Annotated in this window: 19 protein-coding genes; 6 read left to right on the forward strand and 13 right to left on the reverse strand. The window is 60.1% G+C overall.

Annotation, left to right across the window (positions count from 1 at the left end):
* Positions 1-13 precede the first annotated feature (13 nt).
* Positions 14-736, reverse strand: a complete 723-nt coding sequence (mtgA, locus tag GIR22_RS04710; RefSeq protein WP_154742189.1) for a monofunctional biosynthetic peptidoglycan transglycosylase — start codon at positions 734-736, stop codon at positions 14-16.
* 74 nt (positions 737-810) lie between these two features.
* Between mtgA and GIR22_RS04715 the strand changes: the two genes are divergently transcribed.
* The 4 genes from GIR22_RS04715 to trmB all read left to right on the forward strand — a co-directional run bounded on the left by GIR22_RS04715 (position 811) and on the right by trmB (position 3,058).
* Positions 811-1,191, forward strand: a complete 381-nt coding sequence (locus tag GIR22_RS04715) for a DUF423 domain-containing protein (RefSeq protein WP_154742190.1) — start codon at positions 811-813, stop codon at positions 1,189-1,191.
* A 71-nt stretch (positions 1,192-1,262) separates the two neighbouring features.
* Positions 1,263-1,463 (forward strand): sulfur carrier protein ThiS, encoded by a 201-nt coding sequence (gene thiS, locus GIR22_RS04720; protein ID WP_178122089.1) that lies wholly within the window; start codon positions 1,263-1,265, stop codon positions 1,461-1,463.
* A 65-nt stretch (positions 1,464-1,528) separates the two neighbouring features.
* Positions 1,529-2,323 (forward strand): thiazole synthase, encoded by a 795-nt coding sequence (locus GIR22_RS04725; protein ID WP_154742192.1) that lies wholly within the window; start codon positions 1,529-1,531, stop codon positions 2,321-2,323.
* Positions 2,324-2,332: 9 nt separating this feature from the next.
* Entirely contained in the window at positions 2,333-3,058 is a 726-nt protein-coding gene (trmB, locus tag GIR22_RS04730) for a tRNA (guanosine(46)-N7)-methyltransferase TrmB (protein WP_154742193.1), read from the forward strand.
* A gap of 138 nt (positions 3,059-3,196) precedes the next feature.
* Here trmB and GIR22_RS04735 read toward each other — a convergent pair whose 3' ends face one another.
* From GIR22_RS04735 to GIR22_RS04775, 9 genes are all read right to left on the reverse strand, one after another.
* A complete protein-coding gene (locus GIR22_RS04735) occupies positions 3,197-3,520 on the reverse strand; it encodes a DUF3392 domain-containing protein (protein WP_154742194.1) in 324 nt (107 codons plus the stop codon).
* A 20-nt stretch (positions 3,521-3,540) separates the two neighbouring features.
* Positions 3,541-4,743, reverse strand: coding sequence for a radical SAM family heme chaperone HemW (gene hemW / locus GIR22_RS04740; RefSeq protein WP_154742195.1), 1,203 nt, complete (start codon positions 4,741-4,743; stop codon positions 3,541-3,543).
* Complete coding sequence (gene rdgB, locus GIR22_RS04745) at positions 4,740-5,336, reverse strand: RdgB/HAM1 family non-canonical purine NTP pyrophosphatase (protein WP_154742196.1); 597 nt, start codon at positions 5,334-5,336, stop codon at positions 4,740-4,742. Before rdgB ends, hemW begins: the two co-directional genes overlap by 4 nt.
* Complete coding sequence (locus tag GIR22_RS04750) at positions 5,333-5,767, reverse strand: DUF4426 domain-containing protein (RefSeq protein WP_154742197.1); 435 nt, start codon at positions 5,765-5,767, stop codon at positions 5,333-5,335. The genes rdgB and GIR22_RS04750 overlap by 4 nt, the downstream gene beginning before the upstream one ends.
* A gap of 21 nt (positions 5,768-5,788) precedes the next feature.
* The gene (metW, locus tag GIR22_RS04755; protein WP_154742198.1) at positions 5,789-6,409 is read right to left on the reverse strand and encodes a methionine biosynthesis protein MetW; all 621 of its coding nucleotides are present in this window, start codon (positions 6,407-6,409) and stop codon (positions 5,789-5,791) included.
* Between the two features lie 7 nt (positions 6,410-6,416).
* On the reverse strand, positions 6,417-7,556 hold the full coding sequence (metX, locus tag GIR22_RS04760) for a homoserine O-succinyltransferase MetX (RefSeq protein ID WP_154742199.1): 1,140 nt from the start codon (positions 7,554-7,556) through the stop codon (positions 6,417-6,419).
* Positions 7,557-7,771: 215 nt separating this feature from the next.
* Complete coding sequence (locus tag GIR22_RS04765; RefSeq protein ID WP_154742200.1) at positions 7,772-8,362, reverse strand: YggT family protein; 591 nt, start codon at positions 8,360-8,362, stop codon at positions 7,772-7,774.
* Positions 8,363-8,371: 9 nt separating this feature from the next.
* A complete protein-coding gene (proC, locus tag GIR22_RS04770) occupies positions 8,372-9,190 on the reverse strand; it encodes a pyrroline-5-carboxylate reductase (RefSeq protein WP_154742201.1) in 819 nt (272 codons plus the stop codon).
* Between the two features lie 33 nt (positions 9,191-9,223).
* Complete coding sequence (locus GIR22_RS04775) at positions 9,224-9,910, reverse strand: YggS family pyridoxal phosphate-dependent enzyme (RefSeq protein ID WP_154742202.1); 687 nt, start codon at positions 9,908-9,910, stop codon at positions 9,224-9,226.
* Positions 9,911-9,967: 57 nt separating this feature from the next.
* Here GIR22_RS04775 and GIR22_RS04780 point away from each other — a divergent pair, with 57 nt between their 5' ends.
* Positions 9,968-11,005, forward strand: coding sequence for a type IV pilus twitching motility protein PilT (locus GIR22_RS04780; protein ID WP_154742203.1), 1,038 nt, complete (start codon positions 9,968-9,970; stop codon positions 11,003-11,005).
* A 36-nt stretch (positions 11,006-11,041) separates the two neighbouring features.
* On the opposite strand, the gene GIR22_RS04785 is transcribed toward GIR22_RS04780, so the two are convergent.
* Positions 11,042-11,677, reverse strand: coding sequence for a C40 family peptidase (locus GIR22_RS04785; protein WP_154742204.1), 636 nt, complete (start codon positions 11,675-11,677; stop codon positions 11,042-11,044).
* A 250-nt stretch (positions 11,678-11,927) separates the two neighbouring features.
* On the opposite strand from GIR22_RS04785, the gene GIR22_RS04790 reads away from it, so the two are divergent.
* A complete protein-coding gene (locus GIR22_RS04790) occupies positions 11,928-12,356 on the forward strand; it encodes an NINE protein (protein WP_154742205.1) in 429 nt (142 codons plus the stop codon).
* A gap of 130 nt (positions 12,357-12,486) precedes the next feature.
* On the opposite strand, the gene GIR22_RS04795 is transcribed toward GIR22_RS04790, so the two are convergent.
* Entirely contained in the window at positions 12,487-13,758 is a 1,272-nt protein-coding gene (locus tag GIR22_RS04795; RefSeq protein WP_178122090.1) for a dihydroorotase, read from the reverse strand.
* Complete coding sequence (locus GIR22_RS04800) at positions 13,755-14,759, reverse strand: aspartate carbamoyltransferase catalytic subunit (protein WP_154742206.1); 1,005 nt, start codon at positions 14,757-14,759, stop codon at positions 13,755-13,757. Before GIR22_RS04800 ends, GIR22_RS04795 begins: the two co-directional genes overlap by 4 nt.
* Between the last annotated feature and the right edge of the window lie 2 nt (positions 14,760-14,761).

Raw genomic sequence — 14,761 nt, forward strand, 5'->3', positions numbered from 1 at the left:
AACGATCAGCTACTCAGTCGGCCCACGGCGCCTTGCGAGAATCATTGAGTCCAATCAGGTAGTCATCGCCCCCCAACTGACTCATCTGCTGGCGAATCCACGCTGCCCGCCGCGCTACATAAGACGTCGGATGACTGGCGCTCCAAACCCGTGGATTAGGCAGTACCGCCGCCAGATAACTGGCCTGCTGGCGGCTCAGGGCCTTTGCGCTCACCCCAAAGTGATGCCGCGCCGCTGCCTCTGCGCCAAACACCCCGTCATCCCACTCCACGCTGTTGAGATACACCTCGAGAATCCGCTGCTTGGGCCAAAGAATCTCGATCAACCCGGTGAACCAAGCCTCCAGCCCTTTGCGCAACCAACTGCGGCCGGCCCACAGGAACAGGTTTTTGGATACTTGCTGGCTCAAGGTACTGGCACCGCGAATCGATCCGCCGCGCTCGTTATGCAGCAATGCCGCCCGAATTGCGCCGAAATCGAAGCCCCAATGCTGGGGGAAACGTTGATCTTCGCCCGCCATGACGGCCACTTTGAGGTCCTCGGAGATCTTGTTCCAGGGTACCCATGTTCGTTGCAGATCAATGGGCTCGCCGTCGATCCAGGACTCAACCTTGCGTTCGACCATCAACGCGCTACCCGGTGGTGGCACCACACGAAACAGCAGCACCAGCAAAACGCTGGCGATGGCGAACCATTTCACGGCTTTGAGAAAACGACTGAAGAGGAGACGCAACATAGAGATGGCTTGGCCGAACCGGTTGAGCGGGCCATTATACAGACCCTGCCCAATGCGTCTGACTGGAGTTCCTCATGCTGCGTGGTTTTCTGATGCTGGCCGCCTTTTTCGGTTTTACCGGTGTTGCCCTCGGCGCGTTCGCTGCCCATGGCCTGAAAAACCGCCTGAGCGCCGATTACCTGGCAATCTTCCACACTGGCGTAACCTACCAACTGGTGCACACCTTGGCCCTGTTTGGCGTGGCACTGCTGGCGGCGCATATTCCTGGCCGGCTGGTGACCTGGGCGGGCGTATGCTTTGTCGCCGGCATCCTGCTTTTCTCCGGCAGCCTGTATGTGCTGACGATGACCGGGATCAGTAAACTTGGCATCATCACGCCATTTGGCGGGCTTGCGTTCCTGCTTGGCTGGTTCTTCCTGGGTCTCGCCGCTTGGCGCCTGCAGCTTACCGCTTGACGCTTGTAGCTGACCTTCAGGTCACGATCAGGCTAGAATGCTGGCCCCTAAAAACGATGGCGGCCCGTGGCATGCGCATTCAGTTGAACGGCGAATCCCTTGAACTGCCCGACGGCACAACCGTCGCGGCCTTGCTGACCCGTCTGGACCTGACCGGGCGTCGTGTCGCAGTGGAGCTCAATCTGGATATCGTCCCGCGTAGCCAACATGCCGAGACCGCGCTCACCGAAGGTGACCAGGTCGAAGTGGTCCATGCCATTGGCGGCGGCTAATCGTCAGCCGGTGTCAGCGCGCCGTCCTACATTCTGTAAAACCTCACCCCAATAGAGGATTTCCCATGAGCATCGTTCGTAGCGACAAGCCCTTCGTCCTGGCCGGTCGTACCTACCAGTCGCGTTTGCTGGTAGGCACCGGCAAGTACCGAGACATGGAAGAAACCCGCCTGGCCATCGAAGCCTCGGGTGCCGAGATCGTGACCGTGGCCGTGCGCCGCACCAACATCGGCCAGAACCCGGGTGAGCCGAACCTGCTGGATATCTTGCCGCCGGACCGCTACACCATCCTGCCGAACACCGCTGGTTGCTACGACGCCATCGAGGCCGTGCGCACTTGCCGCCTGGCCCGTGAGCTGCTCGACGGCCACAACCTGGTGAAGCTGGAAGTCCTGGCCGACCAGAAAACCCTGTTCCCCAACGTGATCGAAACCCTCAAGGCCGCTGAAACACTGGTCAAGGAAGGTTTCGAGGTGATGGTCTACACCAGCGACGACCCGATCATTGCTCGCCAATTGGCCGAAATCGGCTGCATTGCCGTGATGCCGCTGGCCGGGCTGATTGGCACCGGCCTGGGGATCTGCAACCCGTACAACCTGCAGATCATCCTCGAAGAAGCCAAGATCCCAGTATTGGTAGATGCAGGTGTCGGTACCGCTTCCGACGCCACCATCGCCATGGAGCTGGGTTGCGAAGCAGTGCTGATGAACTCAGCCATCGCCAATGCGCAGCAACCGATCATGATGGCCGAAGCCATGAAACACGCGATTGTCGCAGGCCGCCTGGCGTATCTCGCCGGGCGCATGCCGAAGAAACTTTACGCCAGCGCCTCCTCGCCGCTGGATGGTCTGATCAAGTAAGAGCCATTGATGACTGAATCAAACGAAACGCCGAACCCTGTGGAAGAAGGCGACGAGTCCAAGCACCGCCGCATCAAGAGTTTTGTGATGCGCGCCGGGCGCATGACCGAAGGCCAGCAAAAGGGCCTGGACCAGGGCACACCGCTGTTCGTCCTGCCCTTGGCCGACGCGCCAGTGGACTTCGACCAAGTGTTTGGCCGTTCAGCCCCACGCTCGTTGGAAATCGGCTTCGGCATGGGCCACTCCCTGCTGGAAATGGCCGCTGCTGCGCCAGAGCAAGACTTTATCGGTGTCGAAGTACACCGCCCAGGTGTCGGCGCGCTGCTTAACGGCGTGTTGACCCAAGGCCTGAAAAACCTGCGGGTCTACGACTGCGACGCCATTGAGGTGCTCAATCGCTGCATCGCCGACAACAGCCTCGATCGCCTGATGCTGTTTTTCCCCGATCCATGGCACAAAAGCCGCCACCACAAGCGCCGCATCGTCCAGGCTTCCTTCGCGGAACTGGTGCGCAGCAAGCTCAAGGTCGGCGGCATCCTGCACATGGCCACCGATTGGGAACCCTACGCGCAATACATGCTGGAAGTGATGAACCTCGCCCCTGGCTATCGCAACCTGGCCGAAGATGGCCAATGCGTCCCGCGCCCGGCCGAGCGGCCGATCACCAAGTTCGAACGCCGTGGCGAGCGTCTGGGGCATGGGGTTTGGGATTTGAAATTCGAAAAGCTGGCGTAACGATTTCAAGCTCGCTCTACTGTAGGAGCGAGCTTGCCCGCGAAAATCGTCAACGATAACGCAGCGTGTCTGGTAGCCCGTGTTGTCTATTGGTTTTTCGCGAGCAAGCTCGCTCCTACAGTGGTGTCGTGCCTGGAATTAACGGCGATCCGCCACGACGCCAATCAACACCAGTACCACCAACAGCACCGGCGCCAGGCTGTAGTTGTTGAACTGGCTCAAGCCACGAACAATCCATGGCGTGGCGTAGATCAGCGCGGCGCCGCTGCCAATCATGCACAGCAGGGCCATCAGCGGCACGCGTAAAGCGCCGGCGATGTTGCCCAGGCGCGCCTCGACCCAGCCCTTTATGTCTGTGCCGAACAGCACCAACAGGCAGCCGACGAGAGCCAGGGAAATTTCCGATAAGTTGCTGCGGCTCCAACGGGATACCGTAGCGAGCAGGTCGAGTATCAGATCCATTCGATTTCCTTAAGAGCCGATCAGCTCAAAAACTTTTGCAGCAGGTCATTGAGAAAGAGTTGTCCACGGTCGGTGGCCGCCAGGCGTGACGGTTCGACCTGCAATAAGCCACTTTGTTCTGCCTCGCGGCGGGCTTCATCAAGGCTGGCTAGGGTCAGGCCGGTGCGCTCGGTGTACAGCCTGGCTTCGACCCCATCGGTCAGGCGCAGGGCGTTCATCAGGAACTCGAACGGCAGTTCCTCATTGGTCAGGTCTTTCGCCCCGGCCTGGAAGCTTTTTGCCGGGTTCAAGTAGTCCTTTGGCGCACGGGTTTTCCAGGTGCGCACAATGCGCCCGTCCGGATGGCTGAGCTTGCCGTGAGCACCGGCGCCGATACCAATAAAGTCGCCGAAACTCCAGTAATTGAGGTTATGCCGCGCCGGCCGGCCCGGTTGGGCGTAGGCCGAGACTTCGTACTGGGCGTAACCGTGTTCAGCCAGCAGCGCCTGGCCAGCTTCCTGGATATCCCACAGGGTGTCGTCTTCCGGCAGCGCAGGTGGCTGGTTCCAGAATACCGTGTTGGGCTCCAGGGTCAGTTGATACCAGGACAAGTGCGTGGGCTTGAGCGCGATAGCCTGGCGCAGGTCGCCGAGCGCATCGTCCAGGGACTGATCGGGTAAGCCATGCATCAGGTCCAGGTTGAAGTTGTCGAACCCGGCCTGGCGCGCCATGCCAGCAGCCCGCACTGCTTCATCGCCATTGTGGATTCGGCCCAGGGCCTGGAGTTTTTCCTGTTGGAAGCTCTGGATGCCGATGGACAGGCGATTGATCCCCAACTTGCGGTAGGCGACGAACTTTTCTTGTTCGAAGGTCCCGGGGTTGGCTTCCAGGGTGATCTCGATATCACTGGCAAACGGGATACGTGCTTCCACGCCCTTGAGCAGCCGGCCCAGCGCGGCAGCACTGAACAGGCTTGGCGTGCCGCCACCAAAGAAGATTGAGCTCAGCTCACGGCCATATACCGCATGCAGGTCCTGGTCGAGGTCAGCCAACAATGCGTCAACATACTCTTCTTCCGGTAGCACTTTGCTGGCGGTGTGGGAGTTGAAGTCGCAATAAGGGCACTTGCGCACGCACCACGGGATGTGGATGTACAGCGCCAGGGGCGGCAATTGAGGCAGGGCCGCCCGAGGTGTTTGCGTGCCGCCGTGGATCAGCGGCAGCACCGGGGTGTCGTGGGTCATTTCAGGCCCAGGCGCTGGCGCAGCAGAACCATTGCGCGGGCGCGGTGGCTGATCTGGTTCTTGTCGGCGGGGCTCAGTCCGGCGCTGGAGCAGTTGCGCTCGGGTACCCAGAACAACGGGTCATAACCAAAGCCATGGGCGCCGCTGGCAGCATGCAGGATGCGCCCGTGCCACAGGCCTTCGCACAGAATCGGCAGTGGATCATCGGCGTGGCGCACCAGGGCCAGCACACAAACAAACTGGGCGCCGCGCTCGGCGTCCGGTACATCCTTGAGTGCGTCCAGCAACTTGGCGTTGTTCGCCGCATCGCCCTGGCCATCGGCATAACGGGCTGAATAAATGCCAGGAGCGCCGCCGAGAAAGTCCACCGCCAGGCCCGAATCGTCGGCCAGCGCCGGCAGGCCGCTGATGCGCGCGGCATTGCGGGCCTTGAGGATGGCATTCTCAACGAACGACAGGCCGGTTTCTTCCGGCTCGACCTGGCTGAACTCGCCAATCGAGCGCAGTTGCACGGACTCTCCGAGCATCGCCTGGAGCTCTTTGAGTTTGCCGGCGTTATGGCTGGCCAGTACGAGTTGAGTAAGTTTGATCATGGCGCCGGAAACAGTTCCTGGTTGAAACTGAAACCGTGGGCCTTGCCGCCGGTTTCAACGTTGATGGTAAAAATCCTGACTTCCTGTTGCGGCACGGAGTAGGGGGCGAGGTAATAGATCGCACCCTTTTCGGTGATCTGCTTGAACGTCAGCATCTCGCTTTTGCCACTCAGGTCCTTGATGGTGCCGGTGACTTGTGCGGCCACCGGCTCTACGCCCTTGATGACCGAGACATTGATCATGCCCTTGTTCTTGCTGCGCACCACGCCCACGGCTTGGGCTGTCTCGGGTTGCAGGAAGCTTGAGGTAAAGGTGTTGTAGTGCACCGTGATGTCACCAAACGCCTTTTGACGATTGCTGTCGATAACATCGGCGGCCATGACGCTGGCGCCCAGGCACGCTGTGAGTAGGAAAATAGCCAAGCGACTCATGATCGTCCCTCTTGAAAATGGTTAGACGGCAATCTGGTGGTCTGTCAGGCCAGGACTACTGACCCGGTAAATGCCGATTTCGCCCAACAGATTGGGCCATAGCTTACTCGCCCAGCCGTGCCGGTGCTGTTGATCGACGGCAAGGCGGTTGATCACTTTGGCTTCACGTTCACTGCACAGCGCCTCGAAGTCTTCGAAGGTGCAGAAGTGGATGTTCGGCGTGTTGTACCAGGTGTACGGCAGGAAGTCCGAAACCGGCATCCGGCCCTTGGTCGCCAGGTACCAGCGGCAGCGCCAGTGACCGAAGTTGGGGAAGGTGATGATGCACTGGCGGCCCACCCGCAACATTTCGTCAAGGATTCGGTCCGGGTAGTGCACGGCTTGCAGGGCCTGGGTCATCACGACAATGTCGAAGCTGTTGCTGGCAAAGTTGCCCAGGCCCTTGTCCAGGTCCTGCTCGATCACGTTGATGCCCTTGGCCACGCACTGGGCGATGTTCTCCGGGTCGTTTTCCAGGCCGTAACCGGTGACTTGCTTGTTGTCTCGCAGCCAGCTCAGCAGTTCGCCATCGCCGCAACCCAGGTCGAGCACGCGGCTGCCGGCGGGGATCCAGTCTTGGATGATGTCCAGGTCGGCTCTCATGGCGTTCTCACAGTTCTATGCGGTTCATGTAGTTGGTGAACGCTTGCAGGTAGCGCGGGATCGGGATCAGGAAGGCGTCGTGACCCTGCGGTGCATCGATCTCCAGGTAGCAGACGTCTTTCTTCGCGGCCATCAGTGCATCCACCAGCTCTCGCGAACGCGCCGGGGAGAAGCGCCAGTCGGTGGTGAATGACATCACGCAGAACTTGGCCGTGGCATTGGCGAAGGTTTTTGCCAGGTCATCGTCGAAGTTTGCCGCCGGGTCGAAGTAGTCCAGGGCCTTGGTCATCAACAGGTAGGTATTGGCGTCGAAACGCCCGGAAAACTCTTCACCCTGATAACGCAGGTAACTCTCGACCTGGAACTCGACGCTGTGGAAATCGTAGTTGAGCTTCTCGCTCTTCAGGCCACGGCCGAATTTCTCGCCCATGGAATCGTCCGAGAGGTAGGTGATGTGCCCGACCATCCGCGCCAGCATCAGCCCACGCTTGGGGATCACGCCGTGCTCCTGGAACGAACCACCATGGAACTCCGGGTCGGTCAGAATTGCCTGGCGCGCAACTTCGTTGAAGGCGATGTTCTGCGCTGACAATTTGGGGGCCGAGGCAATCGCCAGGCAATGACGCACGCGATCCGGGTAGGTGATGGTCCACTGCAAAGCCTGCATGCCGCCGAGACTGCCGCCGATCACCGCTGCCCATTGGCTGATGCCCAGCACATCAGCGAGGCGCGCCTGGCTGTGGACCCAGTCTTCCACGGTCAACACCGGGAAGTCGGCACCGAATGGCTGGCCGGTTTCCGGATTGATGCTGCTCGGCCCGGTGGAGCCGTTGCAGCCGCCGAGGTTGTTCAGGCTGACCACGAAAAACTTGCTGGTGTCGATGGGCTTGCCGGGGCCGATGCAACTGTCCCACCAGCCGGGCTTGCGCTCATCAACGCTGTGGAAACCCGCCGCGTGATGGTGGCCGGACAGGGCGTGGCAGATCAGCACGGCATTACTGCCCGTGGCGTTCAGTTGGCCATAAGTTTCGTAGATCAGGTCGTAGGCTGGCAGCGAACGGCCGCAGGCCAGGGCTTGGGGCTCGTTGAAGTGCGCCACTTGGGGCACGACCAATCCAACAGAATCGGGGGGAAAGGCAGTTGGCATCGACCCTGCTCTCGTTTAAATGAGGCGTAAGTCTAAAGACCGCTGCACCTAGCGGCAAGCAAAGGTCTGTACGGATGGAGATCGTTCCCACGCTCTGCGTGGGAACGCCTCCTCGGACGCTCCGCGTCCACGGCTCACCGCCAGACTTGATACCTGCGCAAGTGTGACGCGAAGCGTCACGGGCGGCATTCCCACGCGGAGCGTGGGAATGCTCATCAGATCAGCAGCCGCAGGATGTCCGGCATCATCGTCATTGCCGCCAGGTTGTTGATCACCAACATATCCAGGAGCTTGAGCACCATGAACGCCAGGATCGGCGAGATGTCCAGGCCGCCCAGGTTTGGCAGGATTTTGCGAAACGGTGCCAGGGCAGGCTCGCAGATCTGGTTGACCAGTTCGGCGCCCGGGTTATGACTGCCTGGGGCAACCCAGGACAGGATCACGCTGATGATCAGGGCAAAAAAGAAGATCTTCAGGAACAGCGCGGTCACGCCGATGATGGCCCAGATCAGCAATTGCAGGAAGTTGCCGGTGGTGCCGTAGGTCAGCAGCAGGGTCAGGGCCATCAACGCCAATTGCACCAGGATCGCCAGGACCAGCGATGACATGTCCAGGCCGAACACGCTCGGGATCACTCGGCGCAATGGCTTGAGCAGCGGCTGAGTGGCCTTCACGGCGAACTGGCAGAGTGGGTTGTAGAAGTTTGCACGCACCAGTTGCAGGATAAAACGCAACAGCACGATCAGCAGGTACAGACTGCCGAGGGTTTGCAGCACGTAAACGGCTGCGGTGTTCAAACCAATCATGTTGGCTCCTTATTGACCTAGTTGTTCGGCCATCTCGGCCGAGCGGTGCGCGGCGGCGCCCAATGCTTTTTCCACCAGGGCTTCAAAACCCCCGGCCTGGAACGATTCAATAGCGGCTTGTGTGGTGCCGCCCGGCGAGGTCACGCGACGGCGCAACTCGGCGGCGTCGACATCACTGCCCGCCGCCATGTGTGCAGCGCCCAAGGCGGTCTGCAGGGTCAGTTGCTCGGCGGTTTCCCGTGGCAGGCCCAGTTTCACGCCAGCGGCAGTCATGGCTTCGATCAGCAGGAAGAAGTACGCCGGGCCGCTGCCGGAGACGGCAGTGACGGCGTCCAGTTGCTGCTCTTGTTCCAGCCAGAGGGCGATACCCACGGCAGACAACAGTTCCTGCGCCTGGTCCCGCTGTTGGGCGGTGACTTCGGTGGTGGCGTACAAACCGCTGACGCCCTGACGTAGCAGCGCCGGGGTGTTGGGCATGCAGCGCACAATCGGTTGGGCGCCGAGCCAGTTGTTCATGCTGGCGCAGGTGATGCCGGCAGCGATGGATACCACCAGTTGATGCGGCGCAAGGCTTGGGCGCAGGGTTTCGCACACGGCTTTCATGGCCTGTGGCTTGACCGCCAGCACGATCACGTCAACGCCTTGGATGGCTTGCGCGTTGTCGGCGAAGACTTTTATGCCGTGTTCGCGGCTGACGCGAGCGCGGGTTTCTTCACCCGGATCGCTGGCGCGGATCTGGTCCGCTTCCAGGCCCTTGGCCCGCAGGCCTCCGATCAGGCTGGCCGCCATGTTTCCGGCGCCGATAAAGGCAATACGCGTGTTACTCATGACAGATCCTTATTCAGATGGGAGTCAGCCATTTCACGGCTGACCGTAGTCGCGGGCGCCAAACAGGGCGGTACCGATCCGCACCCAAGTGGCCCCTTGGGCGATGGCCGACTCAAGGTCGTGGCTCATGCCCATGGAAAGTGTGTCGAGCGAAAGGTTCAGGCTCGTTTGCAGGTCACGCACAGTGGCAAATGCCTCGTCCTGGGCCGCCCGATCTTCAGTCGGCTCGGGAATCGCCATCAAGCCACGCAGCCTCAAGCGCGGCAAAGCGCAGATCGCTTTGGCCAGTGCTGGCAAATCGGCGGGTGTACAGCCGGATTTGCTGGCTTCGCCGCTGACGTTGACCTGAATACAGATGTTCAGCGTCGGCAGGTCGGCCGGGCGTTGTTCTGACAGGCGTTGTGCGATTTTCAGGCGGTCCACGGAATGCACCCAAGCGAAGTTCTCGGCAATAGCGCGAGTCTTGTTCGATTGAATGGGGCCGATGAAGTGCCAACTCAAGGGCAGGTCGGTTAATTCCAGCTGTTTGCCCAAGGCTTCCTGCAGGTAGTTTTCGCCAAAGTCACGCATCCCGGCGGCATAGGCTTCGCGCACGGCGTGTGCGGGTTTGGTCTTGCTGACGGCGAGCAAGTGGATGCTGTTTGCGTCGCGCTGAACGGCTTGGGCCGCCGCACGGATCCGGTCACTAACCAGGCTGATATTGTCTGCTATGGTCGACATTCAAGGTGCGCCCGCGGATATGGAGTCCGCGGCATTCTACTGGAAATGGAAAGCCCTATGGATATCACTGAACTGCTGGCCGCAAGCGTCAGCCTGGGGGCGTCTGACCTGCATCTTTCTGCAGGCTTGGCGCCGATGGTGCGCGTTGATGGTGAGGTTCACCCCCTCGATCAGCCGACGCTGGCTCCCACGCAAGTTGCAATGTTGTTGGGGCCGCTGCTCACGGAACAGCAGCAAAAGGATTTCGAAACATCTCTTGAAACGGATTTCGCCTTCGAACTGCCTGGCGTGGCGCGATTCCGAGTGAATGTGTTTCAACAGCACCGAGGGATGGCGGCAGTGTTCCGGACGATCCCATCAGAGGTCCGGAACCTGGAAAGCCTGGGGTTGGGAGCGATATTTCGCCAGATTGCGGACTTGCCACGAGGGTTGGTGTTGGTCACGGGCCCCACCGGGTCCGGCAAGTCCACCACCTTGGCGGCGATGATCGATTACCTGAATGGCCATCGCCGGCAGCACATCCTGACCCTTGAAGACCCGATCGAGTTTGTTCATCAGCCCAAAAGTGCCTTGATCAACCAGAGGCAGGTGCACCGCGACACTCATAGTTTTTCGGCGGCCTTGCGTTCAGCGATGCGGGAAGACCCGGACGTGATCCTTGTAGGCGAGATGCGCGACCTGGAAACCATTCGCCTGGCACTGACGGCTGCGGAAACCGGGCACTTGGTGTTCGGCACCTTGCACACTACGTCGGCGGCGAAAACCGTGGATCGGGTGGTGGATGTATTCCCTGCAGGGGAAAAGGCCATGGTCCGCTCGATGCTTTCAGAGTCGTTGCAGGCGGTGGTGTCCCAAGTGCTGGTGAGGAAAGTGGGCGGCGGACGGGTGGCGGCCCATGAAATCATGCTTGGCACATCGGCAATCCGTAACCTGATCCGCGAAGACAAGGTGGCGCAGATGTACTCGGCGATTCAGACGGGTGGGGCGTTGGGAATGAAGACGTTGGACATGAGCTTGAAAACGCTGGTCAGCCAGGGGCTGGTCAGTCGGGAGGATGCCCGGGAGAAGGCCAGGATGCCTGGAGAGATACTGTAGGAGCGAGGCGTCCCCCTCGCTCCTACAACAAGCAGATCAGCGCTGGGCAACCCGCAGACTGTTCTGTTCTTTAGGCAGAACACGTTTGGCGATTACGTAGTTCTTGCTCCAGAATGGCTTTTTCAGCGTGTCGATACTTACCGACTTGCCACGACGCGGTGCGTGAATAAAACGATCGTTGCCCAGGTAGATCGCCACGTGGTTGACCTTGCGGCTCTTGAGCTTGAAGAACAACAAGTCGCCTGGTTTCAGATCCTTGCGGTCAACCTTCTGCCCATGGCCGTTGGCCATGGCATTGGATGTGCGCGGCAAGTTCACCGAGGCAACATCGTTAAATGCATATTTTACCAAGCCGCTGCAGTCGAACCCTTTACTTGGGCTGCTGCCGCCCCAACGATAAGGAGTACCGAGCACGTTGACGGCACGGCTCAGGACGTTGCTGCTTTGCTTGGTATTGACCGCCATCAGGCCAGGAGTTGCTTTACCGCGTACCTTGCTCAGTTGGGTCGGGCGCTTGACGGTGAGTTTTGCGGATTTGGTGGAACTGGTAATGATATGAGCTTTAGGGGTGAAACCATTAACGTTCGGAAGTCGTTGCTCACGGTTGGTGGCGTGGGCGGCCAGTGGCATTAATAGGCAGATGGTTAGCCATGTCTTGAAAAATGGTCGCATTAGGCGTGGCTCTTGTTGGTTTGCGCGCAACTTTATAACAGCTTTTTGTGTCTTTCTCGGGCCGTTTGTCGACTGAACCCTGGGGTCAAATTCAGGAAAAGCGCGACGAATTACTGCTATTTTCCTACACAAGCCAGGTGGTATAAGGCTTTGAGAGGCGAGACGATATCATTTTTCGTATGTTTAGCACCCGTAAAAAAGTCACAAAAAAACCAGAAATATTTATCTATCGAGGTAAAAGAAGTACTCCATGAACACCTATCGACAGGATTTTCCGCAGCAAGATACCCACAGCAAGGTGATCGGTTACCTGCTTTGGATTTTCGGTATTACCGGTGCTCATCGATTTTATTACGGCAAACCGGTGACCGGGACGATCTGGTTTTTCACCTTCGGATTGTTGGGAATTGGTTGGCTGATCGACCTGTTCCTGATCCCGGCCATGGATCGGGAAGCGGACCTGCGTTTTACCGCTGGGCCCATCGAGTACAACGTGGCCTGGATACTGTTGACGTTCCTGGGGGTATTTGGTTTGCACCGGATGTATCAGGGCAAATGGTTGACCGGCATTCTTTATCTGTTGACCGGCGGTTTGTTCCTGGTTGGGGTGCTGTATGACTTCTGGACGTTGAATACCCAGATTTCAATTCGCAATGCCGAGCGGGTTGGCGGTCGATAAGGTGCACTTGAGTCTGTAGCCGCTGTCGAGCCCCGAGGCTGCGATAAGGGCCGCAGGACCTTCAATAATCTCAAGGCCCAAACAGCTGCTGCGCAGCCGATCGCAGGCTGCGCCAGCGGCTACAGGGTTATCAGTGGCTGTAGGTAATCCGCCCATCCACCAGGGTGTATTGCACATTGGCCGGCAAGCTGTGGCCAATGAACGGGCAGTTTTCACCCTTGGACAGCCAATGCTCTCCGGCAATCGTGGAGCTGAGCGGATCGAACAGCACCAGGTCCGCCGCCGAACCCACTGCCAGCTTGCCCGCCGGCAGGCGCAGCGCCTCGGCCGGGCCGACGCTCAAGCGCGCCAGCAGCGTCGGCAGATCCAGCAAACCATCCTCCACCAACGTCATCGCCAATGGCAGCAACAGCTCTACGCTGCTGATCCCAGGTTCTGTTGCGCCAAAGGGTGCCAGCTTGGCGTCCCGCTCGTGAGGTTGGTGATGGCTGGAAATAGCCGAAACCACCCCGGACTTCACCGCCGCCCGCAAACCATCGCGGTCCGCACGGGTGCGCAGCGGCGGTTGCACGTGGTACAGGCTGGAGAAGTTGATCAGTGCCTCATCCGTCAGAATCAACTGGTACAGCGCCACATCCGCGGTTACCGGCAAGCCACGGGCTTGAGCCTGGGCGATCAGCGCCACGCCCCGGGCGCTGGTCAATTGGCTGAAGTGCGCACGTACACCGCTTTGTTCCACCAGCAGTAGGTCTCGGGCCAGGGCCACGGTCTCAGCGGTTTCCGGGATGCCTGGCAGGCCGAGGAAGCTGGCAGTAGCGCCTTCGTGGGCCAGGCCGCCTTCGGCCAAGTCGCGGTCCTGGGAGTGGAAAATCACTGTCAGGTCGAAAGTCGCTGCGTATTCCAGGGCGCGGCACAGGGTGCGGGTGCTGCGAAAGCTCTCCAGGCCGTTGCCAAAAGCCACGCAGCCAGCGTCGCGCAGCGCAATGAGCTCTGCAAGCTGTTCGCCGTCCAGGCCTTTGCTCAGGGCGCCGATGGGGAACACTTTGCAATTGCCGGCTTCCCGGGCGCGGTCGAGGATCAACTCGGTCACGGCCGAGGTGTCCAGTACCGGCCTGGTCTGCGGCGGGCAGCACAGGCTGGTGACGCCTCCGGCCGCTGCGGCGCGGGTTTCGCTGGCGATAGTGCCTTTGCGGCTGTAGCCCGGTTCGCGCAGGGCGACGTTCAGGTCCACCAGCCCAGGTGCGGCTATCAGGCCTTTGGCGTCGATGGTGTCGGTGGCGCTGAAGCCACTCGGGGCAGCGCCGATGGCAATAATCTTGCCGGCTTCCAGATGAAGGTCGGTGACTTGATCCAGGCCGCTGGCCGGATCAATGACTCGGGCGCCGAGAATGCTGAGCTTCACTGGGCGTTCTCCTGCTCGAATTGACGTTGTGCGGTTTGCCCGCTCATGGCCATGGACAGCACCGCCATGCGCACGGCGATGCCGTAGGTCACCTGGTTGAGGATCACTGACTGCGGCCCGTCGGCCACTGCCGACTCAATCTCCACTCCACGGTTGATCGGGCCCGGGTGCATGACGATGGCATCGGGCTTGGCCTTGGCCAGGCGTGCGGTGGTCAAACCGAACAGGCGGTAGAACTCACCCTCGCTTGGCAGCAGGCCCCCGGCCATGCGTTCGCGTTGCAGGCGCAACATGATCACCACGTCGACGTCCTTGAGGCCTTCGCTCATGTCGGTGTAGACCTTAACCCCGTATTGCTCGATGCCGATCGGCAGCAGGGTTTTTGGTGCAATTACCCGGATGTCCGGGCAGCCCAGGGTTTTCAAGGCCAGCATGTTCGACCGTGCCACCCGCGAGTGCAGGATGTCGCCGACAATAGCCACCGAGAGGTTTTCAAAGCTGCCCTTGTGCCGACGGATAGTCAGCATGTCGAGCATGCCCTGGGTGGGGTGGGCGTGGCGGCCGTCGCCGCCGTTGATGATCGCCACATTCGGGCACACGTGCTCGGCGATGAAGTGCGCCGCGCCGGAATCGCCGTGGCGCACCACGAACATGTCGGCGGCCATGGCTTCCAGGTTGCGCAGAGTGTCGAGCAGGGTTTCGCCCTTGCTCGCCGACGATGTGGAGACGTTCAAGGTGATTACGTCGGCCGACAGCCGCTGGGCTGCCAGTTCAAAGGTGGTGCGGGTACGGGTGGAGTTCTCGAAGAACACGTTGCAGATGGTCTTGCCCCGCAACAGCGGGACTTTTTTCACCGCCCGGCCGCCGACTTCAAGGAATGAGTCGGCGGTTTCGAGGATTTCGGTGAGCAGTTCGCGGGGCAAACCGTCGAGGGATAGAAAGTGTTGCAACTGGCCCTGAGCATTGAGCTGCAGCGGGCGCTTGGCATCTAGAGGCGTCATCG

The organism is Pseudomonas karstica, from assembly GCF_009707515.1.
GTDB classification, from domain to species: domain Bacteria; phylum Pseudomonadota; class Gammaproteobacteria; order Pseudomonadales; family Pseudomonadaceae; genus Aquipseudomonas; species Aquipseudomonas karstica.